Genomic DNA, 26,937 nt, shown 5'->3' with positions numbered 1-26,937 from the left:
TATCTAAAGGTAGTTTTTAAAGACACAGGACACAAGACGCAGGACACAAGATTTTACTGTGTGTGCTCCGGGTTATACGCCTGCTGGTCGAACTGATTTGTTAACGGAAGCCTCCATTTTAAACAGAACCTTCCTCCTGAGTACGGGATGAAGTCCTGTGTCTTGTGTCCTGCTTCTTGTGTCTTAACTAAAAAGTCTTCGGTGAATCGATTGCAGCTCCTGGCGCAGCTGCTTCCGCCCGGCTTCCTGAATGGCCTGGTACGCCACCTGCTGCAGTGCTACTTTCTGTTGCAGTGCCTGGTCCCAGAGCAACTGTATTTCCAGCTCCTGCTCCTGCTCCTCCTGCAGCTGGCCTCCCAGCAAAGCCTCCAGCAATTTTATTTCCTCTAATTCCGGCCTCATCGCTTTTATCTGAAATGGTGACTACTGAAGCCAGACAGCGACTTGCGCAGGCGCTCCAGGCATTTAAACTTTTGCACGGTGGCGGAGCGCACATTGCGGTACTGGTGTTGCTGCGCGATCTGTTCCATCTGCTGCCCCAGGTAGTAAAACGAAACCAGAATGTCATGGCACTTCTGCCCCAACCGCTCCACAAATCCTGTGAGGGCAACAGTAGGTGCCTCCATAACCGGGTCGGTCTCCTCCTGCAGTTGTTCCGCTACTTCCGGTGTGAGCCCCTGCTCCCGGTGGCGCTTTTCCAGTTCCCGGCGCCAACGGTTCTTGCAGACGGCCATGAGGTAGGTAGTGGGGGCAGCCGTTAAAGTCAGTTGCTGGTGCACCACCTTCTCATAAAACAGGATCATGGCATCCTGCAGGAGGTCCTGCGCATCGTGGGGGGAGCCGTGGTGCTGCTTTACGTAGTGCAGCACCATCGGGTACGCCTTGGCATACATTTTTTCGAGTGTTTTTTCCCGGTGCTGCACTAGGGCCTCGCGTATACCTGCGGCCATTACAGGTGTTTCTGTTGTCTGCATATGCTTTTTAGGGTTAATCCGGAAGGCAGCTGACATATCACCCATCATCCTGACAAATATGTACTCTTTTTTTAGCTGCAACTGTTGCAGGCAGTAGCAATACACAGGTCTGGAGGCCCTTTTTGATTAGAATAATCGGTCCTGAACCAAAAACCTTCAGACAACCGCCTTACCTATAACGTTTTCAGCCAGAATTTAACATACCCCGGCCCTGAAAAGAAAGCGATGGCCCTCTCCTGCACAAAAGTGTTTTTATGGCTACCTTTGCCCGATGGACTTTAAAACGAGAAGACTCGCGGTTACCATTCGTAACCAGATAAACTATCCTTTACAGTTTAACCCATTTGTTTTCAGCAAGATTTTTTTGCTTTGGGTAGCTATCGGCATTATTGGCGGGGTCATAGCAGGGTTGTACTGGATTGTGCTCGAAGGCTTTCTGCATTTTCTGGCCCCGGTGCAGGGCCTCTATGTGATTCCGCTGATGGGGGCGGCCGGTTTGCTGGCCGGCATCATTATCCACCGCCTCGGCGACCCCGGCGAGATGGACCTGATCGTGAACAACATCCGGTTTAAAGGTGGCAGGCTGGAGCCAAAAAACAACCCTTCCATGATCTTGTCGTCGTGGTTGTGCATTGCCAGTGGCGGCAGCGCAGGGCCGGAGGCGCCGCTGGTGCAGGTGGTAGGCTCTACTGGCACCTGGATCGCCAAAAAACTGAAGATAAGAGGCGAAGATCTTCGGTCGCTGACCATAGCGGGAATGGCGGCCGCTTTTACGGCTCTTTTTGGCGCCCCCCTGGGCGGCACCCTGTTCGCCCTCGAAATTTTGCACCACAAGCATGTGGTGGAGTATTACCAAGCGCTTATTCCCGCCTTTGTGGCCAGCTGCTCCAGCTATGTTATCTTTATCCTGATTACCCATATTGGCATTGGTCCCACCTGGAACTTCCCGGTGTATGCCACGCCCGAACTAAACGACTTTTTCTACGCCATGCTGTACGCGCTAGCCGGCACGGCGGCAGGCTGGCTGTTCATCTTCACGGTGCGCAAGAGCCGCCAGGTGTTCAAAAAACTTGGCGCTCCGATTTATGTAAAAATGGCCATTGGCGGGCTGCTGATTGGCACTATAGCCTACTTTGTACCACTCTCGCGCTACTTCAGCCACGACGAGCTGAATGTTTTGCTGGCCGAGGAGTTTACGCTGGAGTTCCTGGTGCTGCTGCTGGTGGCGAAGATTCTGGCTATCAGCTTTACCGTGACGTCGGGTTGGCGGGGCGGGTTTATTATTCCGCTGTTTTTTGTGGGCGCCACTGTTGGCCTGATCGTGAATGCCGCCTTTCCGGGGCAGAACCTGCCGCTCATCCTGGTCAGTTGCATGGCCGCCATTAATGCCTGCGTTACGCGCACGCCCATCAGCACTATTATTCTGCTAGCCACGCTCACAGGCTTCCATCACTTTATCCCGATTATGTTTGCCAGCCTCACCGGCTTTTTCCTGGCCCCTAAAACACCGCTTATAAATGCCCAGCTGGGTCTTAAGGAATAAAAACCCAATAAGCCAGGAAGAGGACCCGAAAGCAAGGTTCTGGTCGCTCCTTTAACCGAAATACTATTTTGCAGAAGCTGTTAGTTGCAAGGCTTGTATAAGAGGTGCTATCTTTGCAGGAATTTAATAAGCCGCGAAAGTAAGGGCTGGTCTTGTATGCCAGCCTGCAGCAGTATCTGAAAACAAATTAATGAGCAGAATCAGGCGCAATTACAGAATTGCCAAATATGTAGTTTACCGACAAACGATCATCGACCCAACCGACCATATCTGGGCGTTTATGGGCTCTTTACTCGGCATCGGCATTATTGGGTTTGTGCAGACAAAAAACCCATTTGTATCAGGCTCCGACCAGCTTTTCCTGATCGGTTCGTTCGGGGCTTCGGCGGTGCTGGTTTATGGCGCCACCAACAGCCCCCTGGCGCAACCCCGCAACCTGATAGGCGGGCACCTGCTGTGCGCGCTGGTCGGCGTGTCGGTTTACAAGCTTTTCGGCAACCCGGGCCTTACCTGGCTCTCGGCTGCCCTGTCTGTTTCCTTGGCCATTGTGCTGATGCAGATCACCAAAACCCTGCACCCCCCGGGCGGCGCCACGGCGCTTATAGCCAATATCGGCTCCGAGAAAATAAAGGCGCTGGGCTTTTACTATGTGCTCCACCCCGTTCTATTTGGCGTGCTGGTTTTGTTTCTGGTGGCTGTGGTGGTAAACAACATTCCTAAAAACAGGACTTATCCTTATAACGCCTCCAAGGCATTTATACCCTGGAAAAAACGCCTGAAGCACCGGAGAACGAAGTCCCTTAACCGGAAGCGAAAGCCCCAAGAAGCTTTCGCAGATGGCGGACTTCAGATGTAAGCAGGTATCGAACTGTTTCAGGGTTTTCCGGCACCAGGCTGTTAATTAGCTGATTCATAAGGGCAGCAACATATGCCCCCCGGGCATAGCAGTAACCTGGCAATCACAATTATTCTAATAAAAAAGGCCCTCCGGGTAAGTTTATAAAGCTGCTGCTGCACCTGCTGCTGAACACTTAGATCGGAACAGCAGGTGCAGCAGCAGCTTATAGCGCCTCAGGATGGGCCTTTTTATTAGAATAATTCCGGTTAGTTGAGTTGGGTCCCCGGCTTTAGGTCCGGGTTGAGCAGGTGGCGCTCCAGGAAGTTGGTCATCATCCGGAAACGGTGCAGCGACGTTACTCCCCCACCTACACCATGGTTACGGTTCGGGTAATAAAAGCTCTCGAACTGCTTGTTGGCACTTATCAGCGCATCCTGCATGGCTACCGCATTCTGGAAATGCACGTTATCGTCGCCGGTGCCGTGTATCAGCAACAACTCACCCTGCAGTTTGCCGGCATGTTGCAGCGGAGAGTTGTCGTCGTAGCCGGCTGCGTTGTCTTGTGGTTTTTTCAGGAAACGCTCGGTATAGATGGTGTCGTAAAAGCGCCAGCTGGTAACAGGTGCCACCGCTATGCCCGCCCTGAAAATGCCATTGCCTTTGGTAAGACCGAGCAAGGTCATGTAGCCTCCGAAGCTATGGCCCCAAATGCCGATCCGGTTTTTATCTACGTACTCCTGCTGCCCCAGCCACCTGGCCGTCTCTATCTGGTCTTCTGTTTCGTATTTGCCGAGGTTGGCATAAGTTGCTTTCTTAAAAGCTGCACCACGGGCACCTGTGCCCCGGTTATCTACACTCACCACAATGGCTCCCTTGCTGGCCAGCACCTGATGCCAGAGGTAGTTGGCACCGCCCCAGCTGTTGGTAACGGTCTGTGAGCCGGGGCCACCGTACACGAACATCAGCACCGGGTACTTCTTTTTCGGATCGAAGTCGGCAGGCTTTATCATCCAGCCATTAAGCTGTGTGCCGTCTGCGGTGTTCATGGTAAAGAATTCCTGCTTTGCAAGATCGTACTGCGCCAGCGTGTGCCGCAGCTGCTGGTTATCCTCGAGCACCTTTATCGGTTTGCCGTCTTTGGCCGTGTGCAGGCTAACGGCAACCGGCACATTGGCAGCAGAATGGTAGTCAAGATAGTACTTGTAGTCGTGGCTCATGTTGATGCTGTGCGTACCGGCTGCAGGTGTCAGGCGCTTCTTTTTTTTGCCTTTGCTGCTGATGCTGTACAAATGCCGGTCGAGTGGCGACACTTCTGTAGACAGGTAGTATAGCACATCGTTTTTCTCATCAAAGCCCACAAAGCTGCTCACTTCCCAGTTGCCTTTTGTGATTTGGCGCACGAGCTTGCCATTTATGTTGTAGAGGTACAGGTGGTTGTAACCGTCTTTTTCAGAAGAGTGAATAAAGCTTTTGCCGTCTTTCAGGTAGGTCAGGTCATCGGTTACATCAATATAAGCCTTGTCTGTTTCCTTAAGCACTACAGTGGCTTTGCCAGTGGTGGCGTTGGCATGCAGCAACTCCAGGGTGTTCTGCAGGCGGTTCATTTTCTGGATAGAGAGCAGGTTGCTGTTGTTGGTCCACTTCAGGCGCGGCAGGTACATGTCTGGTTCGTCGCCGGTTTCCATCTTCACGGTCTGGCCATTGCTGAGGTTATACACCGACACTGTTACAACTGAGTTTGCCTCTCCGGCCTTCGGGTATTTATACTTGTAGTCCTGCGGGTAAAGCTCGCCCCAGAGCTGCATGTTAAACTCCGGCACCTGGCTTTCATCAAAGGTATAAAAAGCTATTTTAGAGCCGTCCGGCGACCAATGGAAGCCCTGTGCAAAGCTGAATTCCTCTTCGTACACCCAATCGGCATAGCCGTTTATAATGGCATTGGTTTTACCAGTGGTCGTGATCTGTGTTTCCTGCATGGTGCCCAGGTCTACTACAAACATGTTGTTGTCGCGGGCAAAGGCTACGCGTTTGGCATCCGGAGAGAAGGTGGCGTAGAGTTGTTTGCCGCCATTGCTCAGCCTGGTCAGTTTTTTTGCCGGGATGTCGTAGATATAATAATCGGCTTTGGAAGAGCGGCGGTAGATTTGCTCCGAGCCGGTGGCGAAGAGTACCTTCTGCTCATCAGAAGAGAAAGCGTAGCCGTCGAATTGGATCGGCTGGCTGGCCCCCTCTGGCTTCAGGTGCTCTCCTTCTATGATCGTGGCAACCTGCTGCCCGGTGGTGACATCGTACTGAACAATGTCGTAAACCCGGTTCTGCTGGTCCGGCACCTGCGAGCTGTAGTAGCGGCCATCGTTCATCCAGTTTACCCCGTAAACCGACTTTGCCGCGAAGGTGCCTTTCTGATAAATATCTTCGAGGGTAACTTGCTTTTTCTGCTGCGCCTGCACAGCAAGGGCAAAGCAGCAGAGCAACATAACAGCCAGAACGGCCGGTTTAACTTTAAAGCACATGGATGTAGTTTTAGGTTAACGGAAACAGGCACTTGTACAAATCTCTTTCAAAAATAGCACCCATTTTTCCTGCAAGCAAAAAAAGAGGCTGTTCCGGTTTCCCGGACAGCCTCCCATCAATAAAAACAGGAAAAATCGTTTGCTTAAAAATTGAATCCAAGTGTGAAGACCACGTTTGTGAGTCTGTCGTCGATATTGATCTCAGGAGATGCTCCTGAGTTAAAGGTGTAAGGCGAGTAAAGCGTGTTCATGCTGGTATTGGCATAAGCAATATCAACAAAGTAGTTCTGCAAGCGGATGCCAGTACCCAAAGTAAACGTATTGGTGCTTCCATCCAGCCCGGATGCCTTGTAAGGGTCACCGCCCAGGGCATAACCTGCTCTGAAACGGAATATCTCATAGCGGGCTTCTGCTCCTATTCTTAAGTTAAGGGCAGACTGGTAAGTGTCTTTTATGCGAGTGTTTACCGAACTGAAATAACTTCCGCTGGAGCCAAAGTCGCTGTCTTTTTCGCGGAACCGCATGCCGGCATAATTTACATACTCCACATCGGCCGAAATAAAACCAAGCTTGCCAAGGAAATAGGCAATACCACCTGTAGCACGCAGCGGTGTAGTCAATCCATAAGAGAACTGCCCGGGATCCTGCACCGCACGCTGCTCTCCCGAAATATCAGAATGGTTAGCTACGAGCGAAGTGGCGTAAGACTCGTCGAAGCTGTAGGAGGTAGGCGTCTGGATGGAAGCTCCGATTCGCAGAGCATCCACAGGTCTGTAAATGGCCCCGAGCCTCAAGTTGATGCCAGCGCCTCTTGTAGAGAACTCATCGCGCAGCTGCATGTTGGTAAAACCAGTGGCCGGGTCCGCATCGGACTCACGGTACATCCGCACCTGTGTGTAATTGGTACTCACTATCCCTACCGATGCCCCCAAATATATTTTATCGCGATAGCTGGTCCCGACACCAATATCAAACTGATTTTGGGAGCCTTTCCTTAAAATCTCCTCACCAAAAGCGATATCAACTGCTCTGTCTACAGGTGCTGCGTACTCTCCTTCTTCATCCTCATACACATCTATCAGGTAAGCTCCATAAGCCATGCCTTCCAGAGAACTGTAGTTGTTGAACTCAGCTTCCAACTGGTCTTTTATAAAAGTTTGCCCGTTGGTTACGGTCGCCCTGTTATTGGCCTGCTCCGCAAAATAATCTACCATGGTCCAATCGTCGGTATTACCGCGATAGGTGGTGCGGGAGTTGAAGTTGTTGAGGCGGGTTATGCTAAGGCCAACACTTGTTCCGCGCCAGTCGCTGCCGTCGTCATCACTCTTCCTGTCGGAGAAAACGATGCCGGCCTGTGGGATGCCGAAAGCATTGCGGCTATCAGACACGGGAGCACCAGAATAGTTGCCCTGGTTGGCAATACCTGCATCGGTATTGGCCGTGCTAAAGCCCGGAGTAACCGTTATTTCGGACCGGCGGAACATTCCCAGACCGGCAGGGTTTACAAAAATGCTGGATATATCGGCACCCAGTGCTGCCTGCGCACCACCTATGCCCTGAATGCGAGCGGAACCAGACAAGCCTAAACGGGTATAGCGCAGGGCATCTACCTCGCTTTGAGCAAAAGCGGTTCCACTCCAGCTTAGCAGTAATGCTAAGCTGGCTGAAACTATTTTATTTGACATAATTAACGAAAACTAAGTTTAATTCCCTCTATCGGATGGGCCGACCGCCCCCGCCGCCACCTCTTGATGGTGCCGGCCTTGAAGATGGACTACTCTGCATAGGTGTGCTACGCATTGGAGAGCTGCTTGGCTCATAAGTACGGGTAGGCGTGCTGCGCTCGTAGTTTGGCGTGCTGCGCTGAATATTCTGGCGCTGTTGCTGTGGCTGTACCCGCTGCCTTTGCTGCCTGGCTGGCGCTGCCTCGTTAGTATTGCGCTGCGGACGGGCCGGCTGCGTAGTTTGCGGTCTGGAAGGCAGTGTTTGCTTTACCCCCTGCTCCTGCTGGCCAGTAATAGCCTCGTTTCCTCGCGAAGGCCTCGCCGGACGGGCAGGGCTGGCAGTGTTGCCGCCGCCAGGCGTAATGGCGCGTTGCTCATTCGTCAGACCTTGTCTGTCTGGTCTGCCTGTGGCACCACCTGAGCGTGCAGGTTGTGCCCCGCCTACCGAGCTTCTGTCAATCCTAGGGCCGTACTGCACACGCCTTGTCTGGCCAGGGGCATCGTAGAAGTAGCCGCCGCCTGCATACAGGCCACGGTTCAGGCCAGTATAGTAGCCATTGTAGAAACTGTTATAAGCTCCGAAGCCTCCCATTCCCATATACGGGTTGCCCCAGCCCATTCTGTAGGGGTTGCCCCACATGCCCATGCCTCCCATCATAAATGGGTCCATGTACGGGTTATAGAACCCTCCCATACCGAACCCCAGGCCGATGCTCATGCTGAACCGGCTGTAAGGCCTGTGGAAAGGGCTGTAAAACGGGTCGTAGAATGGATCATAAAAGGCTGATCCGTATCTGCTGTATCCGAAACCAGGATGCACGGCTGCTCCCCAGTAAGGGTCTATAAATGAATAGTTCATGTTATTACGCTGGCTGTAGGCAGCACCCTGGTTATAGGCACGGCCATCGTAGTACTCATCTGCATAATAATCTTCTGTGCCTTCGGCTACATACTCGTCACCAGCGTCGGCAGGTGAGCCAGACCTGAAGTCCTCCATGGTCGCCTCGGCAGCAGGCGCTGCATATTCCGTCCTGTCGGCCGACGAGTAGTACATGTCGTCGTACTCGGAAGTCTGCAAGGCCAAAGGGCTGCTGCAGCTAGCCGCCAACAAGAAGAAAGCAGGTGCTATGGTTAATAAATTTATCTTTTTCATGAGCTTCCTGTAATTGATTGATGTGCGAATAACACTATATCAAAGATAACACACATTCATACAAAATCTTACTTATAGTATTATTTATTAACGTAATTTTGTGCGAGAATGATATGGATATATTCAGGCTAACACCTGCAAAAGTTATTCCAAACTAAAGTTAATTAGTAAAAATACTCTTAAGAATACAAGAACATGAGCAAAGGGCTACCTAAAAGAAGCGATGACTATTCGCTGTGGTACAATGAGCTGGTAAAAAAGGCTGGTTTGGCCGAAAATTCCGCCGTGCGCGGCTGCATGGTCATCAAACCATACGGCTTTGCCATCTGGGAGAAAATGCAGCGTGTGTTAGACGATATGTTCAAGGCCACCGGCCATGAGAACGCTTACTTTCCTTTGTTTGTGCCAAAAAGCCTGTTCGAGGCCGAGGAGCAGAATGCCGAGGGTTTTGCCAAAGAGTGCGCCGTGGTAACCCACTACCGCCTGCAGAACGATCCCGACAACAAGGGCAAACTCCGCGTAGACCCGGCGGCCCGCCTGGAGGAGGAATTGATCGTGCGCCCTACCTCGGAAGCCATTATCTGGAGCACCTACAAAAACTGGATCCAGAGCTACCGCGACCTGCCCCTGCTCATAAACCAATGGGCCAACGTGGTGCGCTGGGAAATGCGCACCCGCCTGTTTCTGCGCACGGCTGAGTTCCTGTGGCAGGAAGGCCACACCGCGCATGCCACTGCCGAAGAAGCCATAGCTGAAACCGAGCAGATGCTAAACGTATATGCCGACTTTGTGGAAAACTACATGGCGGTACCTGTGGTGAAAGGCATCAAAACACCGAACGAACGTTTTGCAGGCGCCCTGGAAACCTATTGCATTGAGAGCCTGATGCAGGACGGCAAAGCCCTGCAAACCGGCACCTCGCACTTCCTGGGCCAGAACTTCGCCAAAGCATTTGACGTGAAGTTTGCCTCTAAAGACGGCAGCCTGGAGTATGTTTGGGGAACCTCGTGGGGCGTGAGCACCCGCCTGATGGGTGCCCTGATCATGACCCACTCCGACGACGAAGGACTGGTACTCCCTCCGAACCTGGCGCCCATCCAGGTCGTAATCGTGCCTATTTACAAAGGCGAGGAGCAGCTGGCGCAGATCAGCGAAAAAGTGAACCAGCTAAAAAAGGAGCTGCAGGCCAAAGGCATCAGCGTGAAATACGATAACCGCGACACCGAACGGCCCGGCTTTAAATTTGCGGAGTGGGAGCTGAAAGGCGTGCCCGTGCGCATCGCCATCGGTGGCCGCGACCTCGAAAACGGCACCGCAGAAGTGGCCCGCCGCGACACCAAAGAAAAAAGCACCCAGCAGTTCGACAGCCTGACGGCCTACATACCCGCCTTGCTGGAGGAGATGCAGGCCAGCATCTTTAACAAAGCGCTTCAGCACCGGGCAGAGCACACCACCAAAGTGAACAGCTACGAAGAGTTTAAGGACGTGCTGGAAAACAAAGGCGGCTTTGTGCTCGCGCACTGGGATGGCTCTTCTGAAATAGAGGAACGCATTAAGGAAGAAACAAAAGCCACGATTCGCTGCATTGCCCTGGACGCAGAAGAGGAAGACGGCGTGGACATGATCTCCGGCAAGCCTTCCAAAAGGCGCGTGTACTTTGCCAAGGCCTACTAGCTGACAGCAGTACCCCGGTTAAAAAGCCATTCTTCTACCTTAGAGGAATGGCTTTTTAATTTTATGTCTCCTGCTTACCTGCTACAAAAGTGGCAGCAGCAGGAGCAACTGGTCATGGAGGGGCAATTTCATTAGAATAATTAGTGAATGCAGCCCTGGTGCCGAGGCAGCTAAGCGAATAACCGTAATTTATACCGACCTCGCACCCGTTTTTCATAATCAAATTGCTATATTTACTAAATCTGAAAGGAGGCGCTATGCTACTAGACTGGGTAACGGTAATACTGCTGATCGGAATCGGACTGGTTCTGATAATTGTAGAGCTGATATTTGTGCCAGGCACTACCATTGTGGGCGTGCTGGGCTTTGCTCTGTCGGTTATAGGCATCTGGATCGGATATGCCGCTCTGGGCACACCCACCGGGCATATTATTCTGGCACTTGCCGTGCTTGCCACAAGCATCGCCGTTTTCTATAGCTTCCGGTACGACGCCTGGTCGCGTTTCTCGCTCAAAGGCGCTATTTCGGCCAGGGTGAATGACGACCAGCAACATACCCTGCTGGTTGGCGATACAGGCAAATCGGTTTCGGCGTTGCGCCCCCAGGGAACCGCGATTTTTCAGAACAAGCATTTCGAGGTGCAGACAAAGGGAGAATGGGTTGCCCCCAACACCGCTATCCGCATCATTACCTTAACTACAAACAAAATTATTGTTGAAGAAATAAGTTAAAACAACCCTATGGAAAATTATTCAGTGCTGTTTCTGATTGCAGGTGCTATCATCCTGCTCATGATCTTTTTATATTTTGTCCCGATTAGCCTCTGGATCACCGCCTTGTTCTCCGGGGTGCGGGTAGGGCTGCTGGAACTGGTGTTTATGCGCATCCGGAAGGTGCCACCCAGCCTGATCGTGAACTCCATGATCAACTCGACCAAGGCCGGCATTAACCTGACCACCACCGAGCTCGAAACCCACTACCTGGCTGGCGGCAACGTGCCCATGGTGATCAAAGCACTGATCTCGGCCGACAAAGCCAACATTCCGCTGACCTTTAAACAAGCCACTGCCATAGATCTGGCTGGCCGCAATGTGTTTGAGGCGGTAACCACTTCCGTAAACCCGAAAGTTATCAACACGCCTAAAGTTGCCGCCGTGGCGCTCGATGGCATTCAGCTGATGGCGCAGGCCCGTGTAACCGTACGAGCCAACATCCGCCAGTTGGTGGGCGGCGCCGGCGAAGAAACCATCCTGGCCCGCGTAGGCGAAGGCATCGTGACCTCCATCGGTTCCTCCATCTCACACAAAGCCGTATTGGAGAGCCCCGATATTATATCCAAGCTGGTGCTGCAAAAAGGCCTGGATGCCGGCACGGCCTACGAAATTCTTTCGATCGATATCGCCGATATTGATGTGGGCGAGAACATTGGCGCCAAGCTGCAGATAGACCAGGCAGGGGCCGACTTAAAAGTGGCAGAAGCCAAAGCCGAAGAGCGCCGTGCCATGGCCGTGGCGGTGGAGCAGGAAATGAAAGCCAAAGCGCAGGAAGCCCGCGCCTCCGTAATTGCAGCCGAAGTAGAGATTCCGCAAGCCATTGCAGCCGCTTTCCGCAGTGGCCACCTCGGCATCATGGATTATTACCGCATGCAGAACATTCAGTCCGACACCGACATGCGCAACTCCATCGCCGATCCGAATGGAGGCCAGAACAAGCCTAAATCGTAAGCCTCCAATAAGAATTGCAAAGGGCCAGCACCGCCAATCTCTAAACGAATGGCCGTGCTGGCCCTTCTGCTTGTAGGCCACAGCAGCAGAGCCTCTGGAGGGCTATTTTCATTCAAATAATTTGGCTCATCTGCTGATTTGAAGATGTGAAGATGAATTATACTCCCCACTGTGCCTGGTTTCCGACTGCGCACAGCGAGGAAAACAACATTCTGAACATTCTTATATTCTGTAAATTTTGTGGAAAGGCAGTGATAGGAAAGTACGAGCGGCAAGCTCGCACCAGCGCAAAATTCAGGAAACAGAAGCCCTGTTTTTCCCTACAGGATTTGCTCCGGAGGGGCATTTTCATTAGAAGAATTGAAGAGAATGAGCTCAAACCCCGGAACTCTTTGTCTCTGCCAACTTTACGGCAAGAATTTTAACGGTCTTTAAATCTTCAAATCTCCAGGCACCTCAATCAACAAAAAAGACCCCACGCAAGCCTTGACGGCTGCATGAGGTCTCTGCTTTAGAAACTGTATATTCTTAAGAATTGCTGGTTAAGGTAAATGTGCGGGTCACGGTGTTGAACGGTCCGGGCAGCACGGTGCCGGCATTGTCGATCAGCTCCAGTTTAATGGTATTCTCGCCCATAGGCAGCCCCTCGATAATGTAAGGCAGCCACCTGTCGAGCGTAAACACAGTGCTGCCGTTTATGGTGGCACGCACCTTGTTGCCGGTAGTAGAGAGGTCGGTGTTAACCAGGTAAAAATCCAGCATGATACGCTCCGTGTCGGCACCGGTGTACTCTCCCTTAGGTCGGCTGTAGAACATGTGCGGCGCATTGGTGTCGAACTCCATGCGCTGCGCAGGCCGCCCTACCGTAATCATTCGGAGGTCATAGGCACCTTTGTGCTTCAGGCTCTCGTGGTAAGACCGCGACAGGAACGACAGCACCACGTGATCTCCCTCCTCAATATCTTTGGTAAACTGGGTCTCGTAGTGTGCCGTATAGGGCTCGTTATCTACGATGTTATGGATATGCTGCCCTTGCTCCGAATTAGCTAAATGCTCAGAGTTAGTGTGCGACGTCATGCGGGTGAGCTGGTAGTTGCTCAGGTCATACGAGAATTCAACCGCACCCGGCTCTACCACGCTGCCAGTGGCTGGCGAGTTCAGGCGCAGCTGCGACTCCGGAAAAGTAGGAGAATCGTTGAAGGCATATACCCGCAGGCCATCTTTAGACATCACAGCACCGCTGGGTGTCGGCCCTGATCTTTCTCCGGTTACATCAGTGGCCATCTGGGCTTCGTTTTCCTGGGTCTGACGTGTGGTATCGCAGGCAGTAGTGCTTAAAAGCAAGGCAGCAGCCAGGAATAAGTAAGTATTTTTCATCTATAATTATGGTTTGGTTGATTGTGGAAACTAAATTAGCACTTTAAATTTTGTATATTGCGAACTACGTGTGTAATAGGAAAAAGTATACAGCAAATTAACTTATGAGCGAGATATTGTTTGATGAAGTCCCTTCATTAGACCTGGCCGATTTTACATCAGGAGACGAAGGAAGAAGAGCGAAGTTTGTGCAGCAGCTTGGTGAGGCCTATCAGAACATTGGTTTTATCGCTCTACGTAACCACGGCCTGAGCGATGAACTGACCCAAAAGCTGTATGCTGCCACCCAAAAGTTTTTTGCCCTGCCCGACGAGGTAAAGCAAAGGTACGAGATTGCCGGATTAGCCGGTCAGCGGGGCTATGTGGGCAAAGGCAAGGAAAAGGCCAAAGGCTTTAACACCGGCGACCTGAAGGAGTTTTACCACGTAGGTCAGGAACTCAGCGCCATCCCCGACAGCGACCCGGTTAAGGCAGAATACCCGGCCAACGTGTGGCCAGCCGAGGTAGCAGAATTTGAGGCGGTAACACTCGAGGCATATCGAAAGCTCGAAGCAGCCGGTAAAGAGGTGCTCAAAGCCCTCGCCATTCTGCTGGAGCTGCCCGAAACTTATTTTGATGACAAGGTGCAATACGGCAACAGCATTCTGCGCGCCATCCACTACTTCCCGATAGAGGACCCGGACAGCGTGCCCGCTGACGCGGTAAGAGCCGCCGAGCACGGCGACATAAACCTGATAACCCTGCTCATGGGAGCAAGCGCCGATGGCCTGCAGGTGCTCCGCCGCGATGGCAAGTGGATACCCATTACAGCCCTGCCAGAGCAGGTAGTGGTAAATGTGGGCGATATGCTGGCCCGCCTCACCAACAACAAGCTAAAGTCTACCATACACCGGGTAGTGAACCCGCCGCGCGAGCTCATGCACACGTCGCGGTTCTCGATCCCGTTTTTTATGCACCCGCGCTCCGAAATGGACCTGACCTGCCTGGAGAGCTGCATAGACGGGCGTAACCCTAAAGCCTACCCCGATGCCACTGCAGGAGAATACCTGAATGAGCGCCTGGTGGAGCTTGGGCTGAAGAAGGTCTGATAATTCTGTATGCTGTTTAGCGAGATCGCCTCTTATGGCGGTCTCGCTATTTTTTGATCTGTATAGCATGAGCCTGCGCTACTATATCTTTCTGAAAGACGTCCTGGTACTTGCCCTTACTTCTTTTGGGGGGCCACAAGCGCATATGGCCCTCATGTTCAAGATGCTGGTAGACAAGCGGAGGTATATCACCGAAAAGGAGCTGATAGAGCTGAACGCCCTTTGCCAGATCCTGCCCGGCCCCACCTCTACCCAAACCATTACGGCCTTGGGCTTTAAAATAGGCGGGCCTAACCTCGCTTACCTCACCCTCCTCGTCTGGATTACCCCCGGAGCCACCATCATGACGCTGGCAGGGCTGGCGATCTCTTACCTGCAGGAAAACGACATTTCCCTTAGCTTCCTGAAGTTTATTCAGCCCATGGCGGTAGGTTTTGTGGCCTATGCCGGCTACATGATCAGCTCTAAAGTAGTAAACACGAAGCTGGCTATCGGGCTGATGGTGGTTTCTGGCATAGTGGGCTATTTTTACAATTCCCCGTGGGTGTACCCCCTGCTCCTGATCGGCGGCGGCGCTATCACGGCATTTCGGTTTAAGCAGCACCCGGAGGAGAAGGGGCAGAAACTCAGGATACAGTGGTCTAACTTTGTGCTGTATGTGGCTGTGCTGGTAACGGCAGCGGTGCTGGGCGGCGCCACTTCGCTGCTCCCGATCAGGCTGTTCGAGAACTTCTACCGGAACGGCAGCCTGGTGTTTGGAGGGGGCCAGGTGCTGATCCCGCTGATGTACACCGAGTTCGTCGATTTTAAGAAATACCTGACTGCAGAGGAATTTCTTTCCGGCTTTGCGATTGTGCAGGCCTTGCCAGGCCCGGTGTTCGCCTACTGCTCCTACATTGGTAGCCTGGCTATGCGGGGTTATGGTATTCCGGGGCAGCTGCTCGGCTCATTCGTAGCCACGGTCGGCATATTTCTGCCAGGCACGTTTCTGATCTTCTTTGTAATCCGGTTCTGGGATGGCCTGAAGAAATTCAGGGTGGTGCGGGCCTCTCTGGAGGGCGTGAGTGCTGTGAGTTCAGGGATGGTGGTATCTGCTGCTATCATGCTGTATCACCCGATCGAGAGCACCATGCTGAATTTCGGGTTGGTGGTAGCCACCTTCTGTCTTCTCATGTTCACCAAAATTCCGCCCCCCATCCTGATCCTGACGGGGCTGTTGCTGGGGTTTGTGTTTGGGTAATGAATTGCTCAAGAGCAGCTGCAGCACGAGCAGCAGAGAGCTCCGGAGGGCTATTTTTATTAGAATTATCCAGGTTGTGCGTTAACCAATACTTATAATAACTATTTCAACCGCCTCCCTTTTGTCATCCAGGAAGGATCTTGTGGGCGAGAGCCTAAAGCAATGGCTATTTTGTCTGAGTTAGCATAGTGTCTGGTACAGCGGTGACAGCAGCGGAAAGCTGCTGTCACCGCTGGTGTCTTTGTTCTTTTTGTCTTGATACAAAAAGAACCAAAAAAATCAAGAAAACAGAAACTCGCTGACCGCTCAAACAGTCTGTTTTCAATTGGTGCACCGGGCTACCTTATCTGCTTTGTTGTTACCTGCCGCAATACAATTTCTCGGGATAGCTACCGCACAACTTGAGTTAGAATAATCATTCCTTTGGATCAAGCCAATAAGATTTTACCAACACTGGAGCAGATATCCACAGGCATAATATTAATCAAAAAGCCGACTCTTGCGAATCGGCTTTTTATTGATTTCAGAAAAAGAAAACTAGCGTAGCAGGTTCAGCAGGTAGTCGCCATAGCCGCTTTTACGCAGCGGTTCAGCAATGCGCCGCAGTTGTTCGGCATTAATAAAGCCCATCCGGTAGGCCACTTCTTCTATAGAGCCTATCTTAAGGCCTTGCCGCTCCTCTATTACCTGCACAAAGGTGGCGGCCTGCATCAGCGATTGTATGGTACCGGTATCGAGCCAGGCGGTGCCTCTGTCCAGGATGCCCACTTTGAGCTTGCCACGGCGCAGGTACTCTTTGTTGATGTCGGTGATCTCGTATTCGCCACGGGCGCTGGGTTCCAGGCTTTTGGCCATTTCCACCACATCGTTGTCGTAGAAATAAAGTCCTGGCACCGCATAGCTGGATTTAGGCTCTCTGGGCTTCTCCTCGATAGAAACGGCTTGCAGGTTCTCATCGAACTCTACTACCCCGTAGCGCTCCGGGTCCTGCACATGGTAGGCATACACCACGCCGCCATCGGGATCGCTGTTCTGCTGCAGCAGCTTGCTCATGCCTGAGCCGTAGAAAATATTGTCGCCAAGTACCAGGGCTACCTTGTCGTCGCCAATAAACTCCTCTCCGATCACAAAAGCCTGGGCCAGGCCGTTTGGCACCTCCTGCACGGCGTAGCTGAATTTGCAGCCTACATCGGTTCCATCACCGAGCAGGCGCTGAAACTGTGGCGTGTCATGCGGGGTGGAGATGATCAGGATTTCCCGGATGCCGGCCAGCATCAGCGTAGACAGCGGGTAATAGATCATTGGCTTGTCGTACACGGGCATCAGCTGCTTACTTACAGCCAGCGTTAAGGGGTGGAGCCTTGTGCCAGAGCCTCCGGCAAGAATAATTCCTTTCATTTATTTTCGGTAATGGTTATCTGTTCTGAGCCAGCTAATGCGCCTGCTCCACAATTTGTCTTTGTTTTTTGAACCACTCAAATGTTCGCCGCAGCCCTTCCTGCAGACTCACCTGCGGCTGGTACCCCAGCAGCCGGCGGGCCTTGGAGATGTCGGCGAGACTATCTTTTATATCGCCAATTCGGACGGCCTTAAATTGCGGCTCAAGCTCAAGGCCGGCTACCTTCGCTAAGGTGTGGTACACCTCCAGCAAGGTGGTCTGCACGCCGGTGGCGATATTGTACACCTGATTCAACGCGGCAGGGTTTTCTATGATGGCAGCTCTGATATTTGCCTGCACACAATTTTCCACGTACGTAAAATCCCTTGTCTGCAGCCCATTGCCATTGATTCTTGGTGACCGCCCGCATAGCAGGGCCTCCATAAACAAGGGTATCACGCCTGCGTACGCGCCTTCCGGATTTTGCCTGGTTCCAAATATATTAAAATAGCGAAGCCCGATAATTTCCATGCCATACGTTTTGGCAAAGACATCGGCATACATTTCGTTGGCACGTTTGGCAACCGCATACGGCGTAAGCGGATTTCCTACCTGGTCCTCCACCTTTGGCAGCACAAGGCTGTCGCCATACACCGACGAGGAGGAGGCATACACGACCCGCTTTACGTTCTGCTCTTTAGCGGCAGTAAGCATGTTCACAAACCCGTTCACATTTACCTCGTTACTCAAGGCCGGATTATGAATGCTTCTGGGCACAGAGCCCAGTGCCGCCTGGTGCAGCACAATATCCACACCCTCACACGCTGCCAGGCAGGTAGCCAGATCGCAGATATCGCCCTCCATCATTTCCAGGGCAGGATTAGCGGCGAAGGGCGCCAGGTTTTGCCGGAAGCCTGTCGAGAAATTGTCCAGCACACGCACGGTGCCTGCGCCATGCTGCAGCAGGTACTCCACCAGGTTAGAACCGATAAAGCCACCACCACCCGTTACCAGGAAAGTAAGGTGGTTGATCGGCTTTGTATAAAAGGGAGTACTATACAAAATAAGTAGGCTATTATCGGTCTGTGTATTGCTGCTCGTAGTAGGCTTTGTAGTTGCCGGAGGTTACGTTATCGAGCCACTCGGTATTTTCCAGGTACCAGTCTACGGTTTTGCTGAGGCCTTGCTCAAAGGTTACCGAGGGTGCCCAGCCCAGCTCGTTCATTAGCTTGGAGGAGTCGATGGCGTAGCGCAGGTCATGGCCGGCACGGTCTTTCACAAAGGTGATCAGTTTCCTGGATTGCCCGGCAGGGCGGCCCAGCTTCTCGTCCATCTGGTCGCAGAGCAGCTCGATCAGGTCGATATTGCGCCACTCGTTCACGCCGCCAATGTTATAGGTTTCGCCTACCTTGCCTTTATGAAAAATATCGTCGATGGCACGGGCGTGATCCAGCACGTAAAGCCAGTCACGCACGTTTTCACCTTTGCCATACACGGGCACCGGCTTTTCGTTCTGCATATTGTAGATGGCCAGCGGAATCAGCTTCTCGGGGAAGTGGTTCGGGCCGTAGTTGTTGGAGCAGTTAGAAAGTTTCACCGGCAGGCCGTAGGTGTGGTAATAAGCACGTACAAAGTGGTCGGAACTGGCTTTAGAGGCCGAGTAAGGGGAGCGCGGGTCGTAAGCCGTCTCTTCTGTGAACAGGCCCTCCTCTCCTAGTGAGCCATACACCTCGTCGGTAGACACATGGTAGAACAGGTGATCCGACAGGTTGTCTTTCCAGTGCTTGCGGGCCGTGTTCAGCAGGTTTACCGTGCCAATCACGTTAGTATACACAAACGCCAGCGGATCAGAAATAGAACGGTCTACATGCGACTCGGCTGCCAGGTGTATCACCGAATCGAACTTATACTCTTCAAAGATCCCTTCCAGGTAAACGGGGTCTACAATATCTCCTTTCAGGAAGGTGTAATTTTCTTTTTCTTCAATGTCTGAAAGGTTTGCCAGGTTACCGGCATACGTAAGGTTGTCGAGGTTGAAGATCTGGTATTCAGGGTATTTGGTAACAAACAGCCTTACCACATGCGATCCGATAAAGCCGGCACCTCCGGTAATTAATATTTTCATTTCTGCTTTTAAAATTACACTTTAACTTATTTAGACTCCTGGAGCGACACCTGCCAGTCCCAGGCGCTTTTCATGGCCTCTTCCAGGGTTTTGGTGGTTTTATAGCCAAGCACCTGCTGCACTTTGGTTACATCAGCAAATATCTTGGGCACATCACCGGCACGGCGCGGACCTATCTTATAATTAAGCTTTACGCCTGTGGCACGCTCAAAGGCCTGCACCGCCTCCAGCACTGTTACGCCGTTTCCGGTGCCCACGTTAAAGAACTCTATGGCTTCTCCGGCGTTGGTCAGCAGCCTTTCTATGGCCATTACGTGTGCTTTCGCCAAATCTACCACATGCAGGTAATCGCGGATGCAGGTGCCATCTGGCGTATCGTAATCATCGCCGAAGATGGTGATCTGTTCGCGCATGCCGATGGCTGTCTGGGTAATAAACGGCACCAGGTTGCTCGGGATCCCCAAAGGCAACTCACCAATCTTGGCAGAAGGGTGCGCGCCGATCGGGTTAAAATAGCGAAGCGCAATAGAGCTGATAGAGGTACCGCTGTCGGCCACGTCTGTCAGGATTTCTTCGCAGATCTTTTTGGTGTTGCCGTAGGGGGAGTTGGCCTTCTGCACCGGCGTCTGCTCCGTTACGGGCAGTTTGTCCGGAATGCCGTACACGGTGCACGAGGAGGAGAACACCAGTTTCTGCACGTTAAACTCGCCCATCACCTGCAGCAACACCACCAGCGAGCCCACGTTGTTATGGTAATAGTTCAGCGGCTTTTCTACTGATTCGCCAACTGCCTTGTAAGCGGCAAAGTGGATAACGCCTGCCAGGCCTGGTTCTTTCTGGAACACGTCGCGCATAGCGGCTGCATCGGTACAATCGATGCGGTGGCAACGCACCGGTTTGCCCACAATAGCCTCGATGCCAGCCAGTGCCCGCTCCTCGGAGTTAGAGAAGTTATCGACGATTACGGGCTCGTAGCCTGCCTCCACGAGTTCCACTACGGTGTGGGAGCCAATGTAGCCTGCTCCTCCGGTTACTAAAATCTTTTTCAAGTTGACTTGCTTTATAGTTAAAGACTGGAAAACGCCAGCTCTTTTAATACACCTCGGTATAAGACTTTTAAATCCACCAAAATTACAGTATTTTTTGTATAAACATTGAATATTTTTCTACTTCTGGTTAGGCTGACCTGCTTATACCATACTATTTGCCTCGATGCTACCTCTCCTGCTACCACAGATAAAGCTATCAGCGAGAGGGTTTTCTGGTAACATAATTATTGCAAATGTAAGGTTTTCAGTTAATTCATACTAATGCCAAGCGAGTTCCGGTTTTCTGGAGGAAGTCTATGATGTAGCAATAAAAAATACGACTGTAGAACCTGCCAATGAGGTAGTAGCAACAAAACCTTCCGGAAGGCCATTTTCATTCGAATAATTACTTTTCTCTTACTTCTGGTTTTCTCTTACTTCTGGCCGAGCATAGCTTCCACCATACGCTCCTTACCGAACAGATCCTGCAGCACCTGCACCTGCCTGTACCCTGCCTGCTGCAGCATCTCCTTGGTGGCGTTGCCATAGCGTTCGTTGATCTCGAAGTACAGGCTGCTGCCCGGCTTCAGCAGTTCCTGCCCCAGCGTAGCTATTCTGCTGTAGTATTTCAGGGCGTCGGTGTCGGGCACGAAGAGGGCCAGGTGCGGCTCGTGGTCCAGCACGTTCGCCCGCATCAGCTCCTTCTCCGACTCCAGCACGTAAGGTGGGTTGCTGATCAGGATGTCGAGGGTGTGCGGTGGTATGGCTGCCATGGGCTCGAACACATCGTGGTGCAGCCAGGTTATGTCGGCCTTGTATTTATCGGCATTGGCACGCGCTACGGCCAGGGCATCGGCCGAAACATCGAGGCCGTACACCTGCGCGGCCTGCAGGTTGGTAGCCAGCGCAATGGGAATGCAGCCGCTGCCGGTGCCGACATCCAGAATCTTCAGGTGCTGCTGTGCCTTGTGCTTTTGCAGGATCAGGTGCACCAGTTCTTCGGTTTCGGGCCTTGGGATGAGCACGCGCGGATCTACCTGCAGCTCCAGGTCATAAAAATGCGCCACGCCCAGCACATACTGCAGCGGCTCCTGCTGCAGCAGGCGCTCCACAATTATTCGAATCATTTCGGCTTTCTGCTCCTCCACCTCCTGCTGCCGCTCCAGGCTTAGTTCCAGCCTCGATTTCTGCAGCACGTGCTCTGCCACCTGCTGCGCCATAGCCCCCGCCTCCGGAGCCGGGTAGAGCTGCTGCAAGGTTTCCTTTATAGATCTGATCGTGTCCTGAATGGTTGCCACAAGCTTTCTTAGTTGTTGATTGCTTATTGTTAATTGTTGTAAACCAGACGTAAGCAGCAGGATTGTAAACCTTGATTATCTTTCAAAGCTGACATCGTTTTGCCGGCTAACTACCTTGCTACTTGTGTCCTATTACTTACCTTTGCCAAAGTTACAAACTAACCATGACATCAGCCGACGAACTATACATGCGCCGCGCCCTGGAGCTGGCCGCTTTGGGCCGTGGCGCTGCCAGCCCTAACCCCATGGTAGGCTGTGTGATCGTGCACAACGGAGCGATTATCGGGGAAGGATGGCACCAACAGTATGGTGGTCCGCATGCCGAGGTGCATGCGGTGCAGGCAGTGCCCGACAAAAGTTTGCTGCCCGGGAGCCGGGTGTACGTAACGCTGGAACCATGCTCCCACTTCGGCAAGACCCCACCCTGCGCCGACCTGCTCATCAGCAGTGGCGTGCGCGATGTGGTTATCTGCAACACCGACCCGAACCCCCTGGTAGCAGGCCGTGGCATAAAAAGGCTGCAGGAGGCGGGCATACAGGTTCAAACCGGCCTGCTGGAGGCCGAAGGGCTGAAGCTGAACAAGCGCTTCTTTACATTTCAGAACCTGAAGCGGCCTTACATTATTTTAAAGTGGGCCGAAACCGCCGATGGCTTTATTGCCGGGCCGGGCTGTGAGCGGGTACAGATCAGCGGCAGGCTGGCGCGGCGGCTGGTGCACAAGTGGCGCACCGAGGAGCAGGCGATTATGGTCGGCACCCGCACCGCCCTTCACGACAACCCGCACCTCGACGCGCGCCACTGGCCGGGCCGCAAACCGCTGCGCATCGTTATAGACAGGCAGCTGCAACTGCCCCCACACCTCCACCTGTTCGACGGGAGCCAGCCGACGCTGGTGTATAATTACCTGAAGCAAGAGCAGATGCAGGAGAACCTCAGCTTTGTGCAACTTGACGAGCAGCAGGACCTGCTGCCGCAGCTTTTCCATGACTTGTACCAACGCAACGTTTTGTCTGTGCTGGTAGAAGGCGGCACCTACCTGCTGGAGAGCCTGCTGCAGGCCGGCCTCTGGGATGAGGCCTTCATCTTCAAAAATGCGAACAAAACCTTGGGAGCCGGCATAAAAGCGCCAGCCATGGCTACCGGAAGGCTAAAGGAGATGCAGACTTTTGGCTCAGATTTGTTGTTTCACTTTAATAATTTTGAATGAGTGAATGAGTGAATATGATGGTGAGCTGTTGATTATAGGAATCTGGACCAGATTTTGGTAACCAATCAACCTAATTACTTCTATCGGGACGCTAATAATAGCGAAACTGTTATCTCCGATTCAACTAAAATTGTCTCCATTCACTCCATCACACAATCTAAATTCTTAGTTAAAAAGCATTCACTAAAACCGAACTCACAATTATAAAAATGGCCGAATCACTTACAATAGACGCAGCACTTAGCAAGGAGGAGAAGTACAAGAGCCTGTTGCCGCAGATAGAAGCATTGGTGGCAGGCGAGACAGACCTGATCGCCAACATTTCGAACCTGGTGGCTGCCCTGAAGCAGGCGATGGGCTTTTTCTGGGTTGGCGTGTATTTCAACAAGGAGGGGCAGCTGGTGCTGGGGCCTTTCCAGGGGTCGGTGGCCTGTACGCGCATTCCGTATCACAAAGGCGTTTGCGGCGCCTGCTACACTCAACAGCAGACTATACTCGTTCCAGATGTAGAAGCATTTCCAGGGCACATTGCCTGCAGCTCCGACTCAAAGTCTGAGATCGTGGTGCCTGTCCTGAAAGACGGTGAAGTAAAACTGGTGCTCGATGTGGACAGCGACAAGCTTAACGATTTCGACAAGATCGATCAGCAGTACCTGGAGCAGCTTATGAAGCTGGTGGCAAGCTGGTATTAGTGCTTCAGTGCCTCGCCAAATCAAATATTAGAAATTGTTGCTTTCCGCCTTACAGCTCATGGATAAGCAGACTTCTTTATTTCTACTTCAGATTGGCTGCACCATGGCTTAAGGAACTGATCCGGCCGCCACTAGCATATTCCGAAAGGGAATTTTCATTCAAATAATTTACAGCCTACCTGGCTAACTTACACACATGCATTTTTCCAGACTAACCTGTATGAACAAGCATACTCTTATTTTAATACTGTGTGCCTTTGCAGCTTTCGCGACTGTGTCCTGCTCCAAAAAGCCTTTTAATGTGGAGCATGTGGAGGTAACCGAGGGGCGCAGCTTCCGCATTTGCCTCGACAAAGCGCTGCTGCCGGAGCAGCAGTACTTTTATTCTATTCAGTTTATTACCAAAGACAGCTTACGCTACACCACAGATGGCGTTTTGGACTCTCCTGCAGAGAGCGGTGATAACTGTTTTACGGGAACCAAGTTCCGCTACAGCATGGACGCCTACTCCGACGAATCTATCCGGTTTATAGAGAGCCTCAGCAACCAGAACCTCGACACCTGCCGCATTCAGATCTATACCGACAGGCAGCTGGAACAGGGGAAAAGGGTGCTGGAAAAAGTGTTTACAGCTGAGGATTTGAGGTAGAAGTTGTGGATTGGTAACGTGCTTGTGTAGCAGAATGGCGCTGCGTCAGCAAGCCGTACTGCTAAACTTTGTTGGCGTGCTGTTTTATTTATTCATTCTTAGAAGCTTGGAGTGCTTCTCTTTTAATCTTTGTTCGTAGTCAGAATCGATTTCTCTTATTAATTCTTCCTGAATTTTAAATAACTGAATTCTGAAATCCTCATTATCTATTCTATTTTCGACTTTTTTTTGTCGCCATTGCAAAAGTTACAGAGTCAAATATCCAAAAAAGAAGTTCTTTCAAGTCTGTAGTTTTTCTTCTTTCAAATTCTTGCCCCCTTTCAACTACTACCCAATGATATTCACTTCCGTGTTTCTCTATGTGTGGTCGGGCAAAGCCTTCTGATTTGATGTATGTCGGCAAAACATAATCAGGAGCGTTAATTTTCCTTGCAAGGGATTCAACTATTTCTTTAAGTTTTTTCATTTCAAATCCACGCCAATTAAAATATAAACCGAATATTGGGTTTATCTGCACTATATCTGGGGAACTTCCATCGCTCACCTAATATATCTTTCAGATCTAACTATTAAGGACATCATAGCAATGCTGAATACTCCTAAGCCAAGATACAATTTTATAAACATCGCAGCTATAGCACCAGCAAACATTTTACAGCTAGCAGCATTTTGGGCATACTGCCAAAATTATTCTAATGAAAAACACCCTTCCGGCAAAAGCTTTGCTGCTGATGCACCTGCTCCTAACAAAAGCACAAACCTCTACAAGCAGCAGGGGCTGCCCCGAAAATCCGGAGCAGCCCCTGTTTATATGCATGCAGGTTTAGTATACCTTACGAAAACAGCGAAGGCGTTTCTGTCTTGAGCTGGGCAATTACGGTTTCGCCGCCTTTGGTCTTCTGGCCGAGTTCTACCTTTATCTCGGTGTCGAGGGGCAGGAACACGTCCACACGGGAGCCGAACTTGATGAAGCCAAACTCTTCGCCCTGGCTTACCTCGTCGCCCTCCTTTACATACCACACAATGCGACGCGCCATGGCACCGGCAATCTGGCGGAACAGCACTTCCGGGCCGGCCGTAGACTCCACCACCACTGTGGTGCGCTCATTCTGCGTGCTCGACTTGGGGTGCCAGGCCACAAAGTAGTTGCCAGGGTGGTACTTAAAGTACTTCACGATGCCGGAAACCGGGTTGCGGGTAACGTGCACGTTTATCGGCGACATAAAGATGGAGATCTGCTTGCGCTTCCCCTTAAAATATTCCGGCTCCTCTATCTCCTCTATCACCACCACCTTACCATCGGCAGGAGCCACGATCAGGTCTTCGTGCAGGAGCAGGTTGCGGTAGGGACTGCGAAAAAACTGCAGGATCAGCAGGAAGACAACTACCGAAACGCCGGAGAAAATTCTGTTAAACGTCATGTTGGCCGCATTGTAGTTGTAGAGCAACAGGTTAATTACCAACAAGGTCAGCAACGTAAAAAAAAGTATTCTTCTTCCTTCCTTATGAATTTTCATCCGTGTTTAAATTAGACGCAGGCATGTTGAGCGCCTGTGAGATTTCTCCTATAGTCAGGGTAAACCAATATCGGGGTTAAAATTAGGCAAACTTTACCTTATTTGGCAATAAATTATTAGCAAGGGGCATATTCTCTCTATGCAGTCTTCTTACTAGAAAATTTTAAGAAAAGCCACTATAAACGGAATGGCCAGCAACAGGCTATCGAAACGGTCTAAGATTCCGCCGTGGCCCGGCAGCAAGGTGCCGGAGTCTTTCACGCCCAGGCTCCGCTTCAGCATCGACTCCACCAGGTCGCCCAGCACCCCGAATATCGAAACGATAACAGCCACACCTATCCATTGGTACAGCTCCAGATCCACGAAAAACAACGACAGCACATAGGCCACCACCACAGCCGTGAGCACGCCGCCTGCCCAGCCTTCCCAGGTTTTGCCCGGCGATACCCGCGGCAGCAGCTTGTGCTTGCCAAAGCTCTTCCCGAACACATATGCCCCTGTGTCAGAAGCCCAGATCAGCAGCAGCACGCCCATAATCGGTTGCCAGCTGTACTCGCCCTGCAGGTAGCCCAGCAGGTGCAGCAAGCCAAACGGAACCCCAATATACAAGGCACCCAGCATGGTAAAGGCAATGTTGGCGAATGGCTGCGGATGCTTGCGGTACAGTTCCAGCACCAGCACCATAAACAGCACAGGCGGCAGCAGGTAGAGTATTTCGGGGGCCACAAACTCGCGCTCCACCATAAAAACGCTTGTATAGATCAGTAAGCCCAGCGTGAGGCCTACGCCCCGGTGCGGCTTTATTCCCTGTGCCCCTACCAAGCGGTAAAACTCGACAATTCCCAGCAGCGTGAGCCCCAGAAAAAGCACAAAATAAGTCCACTCGCTATACAGAATGCCTCCGATAAATAGTGTGGCGCCCAGCACCCCTACGATAATACGTTGCTGCAGATTGTTAAGGGAAGATAATTTCTGACTCATGTAGTTGTGTATGGATCGGAGTGCGACTGTAGCAAAAATAGGATTTAAATAGACAAAGCCAAAAAAGGCAGGCGTTGTCAGCAATTATTTTCGGACAAAACCCAGTGCTGCACCAAACCCAAAATCAGAGATGCGATTGTAGCCAGGGTATGCAGCTCCGGTAACAGACCCGGGTTCGGTGCAGAACTGGGCATGAGATCACAAGTATTGGCC

General features: G+C 51.8%; 24 protein-coding genes. 10 read left to right on the top strand and 14 right to left on the bottom strand.

What is annotated here, in order from left to right:
• Nucleotides 1-183: 183 nt before the first annotated feature.
• Both FJM74_RS12110 and FJM74_RS12105 read right to left on the bottom strand, forming a co-directional pair.
• Nucleotides 184-402, bottom strand: a complete 219-nt coding sequence (locus tag FJM74_RS12110) for a hypothetical protein (RefSeq protein WP_187262867.1) — start codon at nt 400-402, stop codon at nt 184-186.
• A gap of 5 nt (nt 403-407) precedes the next feature.
• Complete coding sequence (locus tag FJM74_RS12105; protein ID WP_187262866.1) at nt 408-974, bottom strand: RNA polymerase sigma factor; 567 nt, start codon at nt 972-974, stop codon at nt 408-410.
• A gap of 271 nt (nt 975-1,245) precedes the next feature.
• Here FJM74_RS12105 and FJM74_RS12100 point away from each other — a divergent pair, with 271 nt between their 5' ends.
• Together FJM74_RS12100 and FJM74_RS12095 are read left to right on the top strand one after the other, a co-directional pair.
• Nucleotides 1,246-2,517: a chloride channel protein gene (locus FJM74_RS12100; protein WP_187262865.1), complete on the top strand. Its 1,272-nt coding sequence runs from the start codon at nt 1,246-1,248 to the stop codon at nt 2,515-2,517.
• 190 nt (nt 2,518-2,707) lie between these two features.
• Nucleotides 2,708-3,373 carry an HPP family protein gene (locus FJM74_RS12095; RefSeq protein ID WP_187262864.1) on the top strand — a complete coding sequence of 222 codons (666 nt, stop codon included), beginning with the start codon at nt 2,708-2,710 and terminating at the stop codon, nt 3,371-3,373.
• A gap of 248 nt (nt 3,374-3,621) precedes the next feature.
• Here FJM74_RS12095 and FJM74_RS12090 read toward each other — a convergent pair whose 3' ends face one another.
• The 3 genes from FJM74_RS12090 to FJM74_RS12080 form a co-directional block, all read right to left on the bottom strand.
• Nucleotides 3,622-5,868, bottom strand: coding sequence for a S9 family peptidase (locus FJM74_RS12090; RefSeq protein ID WP_187262863.1), 2,247 nt, complete (start codon nt 5,866-5,868; stop codon nt 3,622-3,624).
• 143 nt (nt 5,869-6,011) lie between these two features.
• Nucleotides 6,012-7,553, bottom strand: a complete 1,542-nt coding sequence (locus FJM74_RS12085) for an OmpP1/FadL family transporter (RefSeq protein WP_187262862.1) — start codon at nt 7,551-7,553, stop codon at nt 6,012-6,014.
• Between the two features lie 28 nt (nt 7,554-7,581).
• The gene (locus FJM74_RS12080) at nt 7,582-8,745 is read right to left on the bottom strand and encodes a hypothetical protein (protein ID WP_187262861.1); all 1,164 of its coding nucleotides are present in this window, start codon (nt 8,743-8,745) and stop codon (nt 7,582-7,584) included.
• A gap of 195 nt (nt 8,746-8,940) precedes the next feature.
• Here FJM74_RS12080 and proS point away from each other — a divergent pair, with 195 nt between their 5' ends.
• From proS to floA, 3 genes are all read left to right on the top strand, one after another.
• A complete protein-coding gene (gene proS, locus FJM74_RS12075) occupies nt 8,941-10,419 on the top strand; it encodes a proline--tRNA ligase (RefSeq protein WP_187262860.1) in 1,479 nt (492 codons plus the stop codon).
• A 257-nt stretch (nt 10,420-10,676) separates the two neighbouring features.
• Complete coding sequence (locus tag FJM74_RS12070) at nt 10,677-11,150, top strand: NfeD family protein (protein WP_187262859.1); 474 nt, start codon at nt 10,677-10,679, stop codon at nt 11,148-11,150.
• 9 nt (nt 11,151-11,159) lie between these two features.
• On the top strand, nt 11,160-12,143 hold the full coding sequence (floA, locus tag FJM74_RS12065; RefSeq protein ID WP_187262858.1) for a flotillin-like protein FloA: 984 nt from the start codon (nt 11,160-11,162) through the stop codon (nt 12,141-12,143).
• 528 nt (nt 12,144-12,671) lie between these two features.
• On the opposite strand, the gene FJM74_RS12060 is transcribed toward floA, so the two are convergent.
• Nucleotides 12,672-13,520, bottom strand: coding sequence for a hypothetical protein (locus FJM74_RS12060; RefSeq protein WP_187262857.1), 849 nt, complete (start codon nt 13,518-13,520; stop codon nt 12,672-12,674).
• Between the two features lie 104 nt (nt 13,521-13,624).
• Between FJM74_RS12060 and FJM74_RS12055 the strand changes: the two genes are divergently transcribed.
• Nucleotides 13,625-14,608 (top strand): isopenicillin N synthase family dioxygenase, encoded by a 984-nt coding sequence (locus tag FJM74_RS12055; RefSeq protein WP_187262856.1) that lies wholly within the window; start codon nt 13,625-13,627, stop codon nt 14,606-14,608.
• Nucleotides 14,609-14,675: 67 nt separating this feature from the next.
• Nucleotides 14,676-15,848, top strand: a complete 1,173-nt coding sequence (chrA, locus tag FJM74_RS12050; RefSeq protein ID WP_187262915.1) for a chromate efflux transporter — start codon at nt 14,676-14,678, stop codon at nt 15,846-15,848.
• Nucleotides 15,849-16,385: 537 nt separating this feature from the next.
• Here chrA and rfbA read toward each other — a convergent pair.
• From rfbA to prmC, 5 genes are all read right to left on the bottom strand, one after another.
• Nucleotides 16,386-17,246, bottom strand: a complete 861-nt coding sequence (gene rfbA, locus FJM74_RS12045; protein ID WP_187262855.1) for a glucose-1-phosphate thymidylyltransferase RfbA — start codon at nt 17,244-17,246, stop codon at nt 16,386-16,388.
• A gap of 34 nt (nt 17,247-17,280) precedes the next feature.
• Nucleotides 17,281-18,288 (bottom strand): SDR family oxidoreductase, encoded by a 1,008-nt coding sequence (locus FJM74_RS12040; protein WP_187262854.1) that lies wholly within the window; start codon nt 18,286-18,288, stop codon nt 17,281-17,283.
• Between the two features lie 13 nt (nt 18,289-18,301).
• Nucleotides 18,302-19,351, bottom strand: a complete 1,050-nt coding sequence (gene rfbB, locus FJM74_RS12035; RefSeq protein ID WP_187262853.1) for a dTDP-glucose 4,6-dehydratase — start codon at nt 19,349-19,351, stop codon at nt 18,302-18,304.
• Between the two features lie 26 nt (nt 19,352-19,377).
• Nucleotides 19,378-20,400, bottom strand: coding sequence for a UDP-glucose 4-epimerase GalE (galE, locus tag FJM74_RS12030; protein WP_187262852.1), 1,023 nt, complete (start codon nt 20,398-20,400; stop codon nt 19,378-19,380).
• Between the two features lie 413 nt (nt 20,401-20,813).
• A complete protein-coding gene (gene prmC / locus FJM74_RS12025; protein ID WP_187262851.1) occupies nt 20,814-21,677 on the bottom strand; it encodes a peptide chain release factor N(5)-glutamine methyltransferase in 864 nt (287 codons plus the stop codon).
• 164 nt (nt 21,678-21,841) lie between these two features.
• On the opposite strand from prmC, the gene ribD reads away from it, so the two are divergent.
• The 3 genes from ribD (at nt 21,842) to FJM74_RS12010 (ending at nt 24,226) form a co-directional block, all read left to right on the top strand.
• Nucleotides 21,842-22,885, top strand: coding sequence for a bifunctional diaminohydroxyphosphoribosylaminopyrimidine deaminase/5-amino-6-(5-phosphoribosylamino)uracil reductase RibD (gene ribD / locus FJM74_RS12020; RefSeq protein WP_187262850.1), 1,044 nt, complete (start codon nt 21,842-21,844; stop codon nt 22,883-22,885).
• Nucleotides 22,886-23,094: 209 nt separating this feature from the next.
• Nucleotides 23,095-23,577: a GAF domain-containing protein gene (locus FJM74_RS12015; RefSeq protein WP_187262849.1), complete on the top strand. Its 483-nt coding sequence runs from the start codon at nt 23,095-23,097 to the stop codon at nt 23,575-23,577.
• Nucleotides 23,578-23,797: 220 nt separating this feature from the next.
• Complete coding sequence (locus FJM74_RS12010) at nt 23,798-24,226, top strand: hypothetical protein (RefSeq protein WP_187262848.1); 429 nt, start codon at nt 23,798-23,800, stop codon at nt 24,224-24,226.
• A gap of 211 nt (nt 24,227-24,437) precedes the next feature.
• Here FJM74_RS12010 and FJM74_RS12005 read toward each other — a convergent pair whose 3' ends face one another.
• The 3 genes from FJM74_RS12005 to FJM74_RS11995 all read right to left on the bottom strand — a co-directional run bounded on the left by FJM74_RS12005 (nt 24,438) and on the right by FJM74_RS11995 (nt 26,724).
• A complete protein-coding gene (locus FJM74_RS12005; RefSeq protein ID WP_187262847.1) occupies nt 24,438-24,692 on the bottom strand; it encodes an Imm63 family immunity protein in 255 nt (84 codons plus the stop codon).
• A 367-nt stretch (nt 24,693-25,059) separates the two neighbouring features.
• Nucleotides 25,060-25,743, bottom strand: coding sequence for a phosphatidylserine decarboxylase family protein (locus tag FJM74_RS12000; protein WP_187262846.1), 684 nt, complete (start codon nt 25,741-25,743; stop codon nt 25,060-25,062).
• A 153-nt stretch (nt 25,744-25,896) separates the two neighbouring features.
• Nucleotides 25,897-26,724 (bottom strand): phosphatidate cytidylyltransferase, encoded by an 828-nt coding sequence (locus FJM74_RS11995; protein WP_194349992.1) that lies wholly within the window; start codon nt 26,722-26,724, stop codon nt 25,897-25,899.
• Nucleotides 26,725-26,937: the final 213 nt, after the last annotated feature.

This window comes from Pontibacter beigongshangensis (assembly GCF_014332515.1).
Lineage (GTDB): Bacteria > Bacteroidota > Bacteroidia > Cytophagales > Hymenobacteraceae > Pontibacter > Pontibacter beigongshangensis.
This window is presented reverse-complemented; position numbering and strand designations above follow the sequence as displayed.

Excerpts from the sequence above, each read along its gene's own strand:
- FJM74_RS12005 (WP_187262847.1), bottom strand. The coding sequence starts at position 24,692 with ATGAAAAAACTTAAAGAAATAGTTGAATCCCTTGCAAGGAAAATTAAC.
- FJM74_RS12110 (WP_187262867.1), bottom strand. The coding sequence starts at position 402 with ATGAGGCCGGAATTAGAGGAAATAAAATTGCTGGAGGCTTTGCTGGGA.
- FJM74_RS12095 (WP_187262864.1), top strand. The coding sequence starts at position 2,708 with ATGAGCAGAATCAGGCGCAATTACAGAATTGCCAAATATGTAGTTTAC.
- floA (WP_187262858.1), top strand. The coding sequence starts at position 11,160 with ATGGAAAATTATTCAGTGCTGTTTCTGATTGCAGGTGCTATCATCCTG.
- FJM74_RS11995 (WP_194349992.1), bottom strand. The coding sequence starts at position 26,724 with ATGAGTCAGAAATTATCTTCCCTTAACAATCTGCAGCAACGTATTATC.
- rfbB (WP_187262853.1), bottom strand. The coding sequence starts at position 19,351 with ATGAAAATATTAATTACCGGAGGTGCCGGCTTTATCGGATCGCATGTG.
- FJM74_RS12100 (WP_187262865.1), top strand. The coding sequence starts at position 1,246 with ATGGACTTTAAAACGAGAAGACTCGCGGTTACCATTCGTAACCAGATA.
- ribD (WP_187262850.1), top strand. The coding sequence starts at position 21,842 with ATGACATCAGCCGACGAACTATACATGCGCCGCGCCCTGGAGCTGGCC.
- FJM74_RS12070 (WP_187262859.1), top strand. The coding sequence starts at position 10,677 with ATGCTACTAGACTGGGTAACGGTAATACTGCTGATCGGAATCGGACTG.
- proS (WP_187262860.1), top strand. The coding sequence starts at position 8,941 with ATGAGCAAAGGGCTACCTAAAAGAAGCGATGACTATTCGCTGTGGTAC.
- FJM74_RS12055 (WP_187262856.1), top strand. The coding sequence starts at position 13,625 with ATGAGCGAGATATTGTTTGATGAAGTCCCTTCATTAGACCTGGCCGAT.
- FJM74_RS12085 (WP_187262862.1), bottom strand. The coding sequence starts at position 7,553 with ATGTCAAATAAAATAGTTTCAGCCAGCTTAGCATTACTGCTAAGCTGG.
- FJM74_RS12090 (WP_187262863.1), bottom strand. The coding sequence starts at position 5,868 with ATGTGCTTTAAAGTTAAACCGGCCGTTCTGGCTGTTATGTTGCTCTGC.
- FJM74_RS12015 (WP_187262849.1), top strand. The coding sequence starts at position 23,095 with ATGGCCGAATCACTTACAATAGACGCAGCACTTAGCAAGGAGGAGAAG.
- FJM74_RS12000 (WP_187262846.1), bottom strand. The coding sequence starts at position 25,743 with ATGAAAATTCATAAGGAAGGAAGAAGAATACTTTTTTTTACGTTGCTG.
- chrA (WP_187262915.1), top strand. The coding sequence starts at position 14,676 with ATGAGCCTGCGCTACTATATCTTTCTGAAAGACGTCCTGGTACTTGCC.
- FJM74_RS12105 (WP_187262866.1), bottom strand. The coding sequence starts at position 974 with ATGCAGACAACAGAAACACCTGTAATGGCCGCAGGTATACGCGAGGCC.
- FJM74_RS12080 (WP_187262861.1), bottom strand. The coding sequence starts at position 8,745 with ATGAAAAAGATAAATTTATTAACCATAGCACCTGCTTTCTTCTTGTTG.
- rfbA (WP_187262855.1), bottom strand. The coding sequence starts at position 17,246 with ATGAAAGGAATTATTCTTGCCGGAGGCTCTGGCACAAGGCTCCACCCC.
- FJM74_RS12010 (WP_187262848.1), top strand. The coding sequence starts at position 23,798 with ATGAACAAGCATACTCTTATTTTAATACTGTGTGCCTTTGCAGCTTTC.
- FJM74_RS12060 (WP_187262857.1), bottom strand. The coding sequence starts at position 13,520 with ATGAAAAATACTTACTTATTCCTGGCTGCTGCCTTGCTTTTAAGCACT.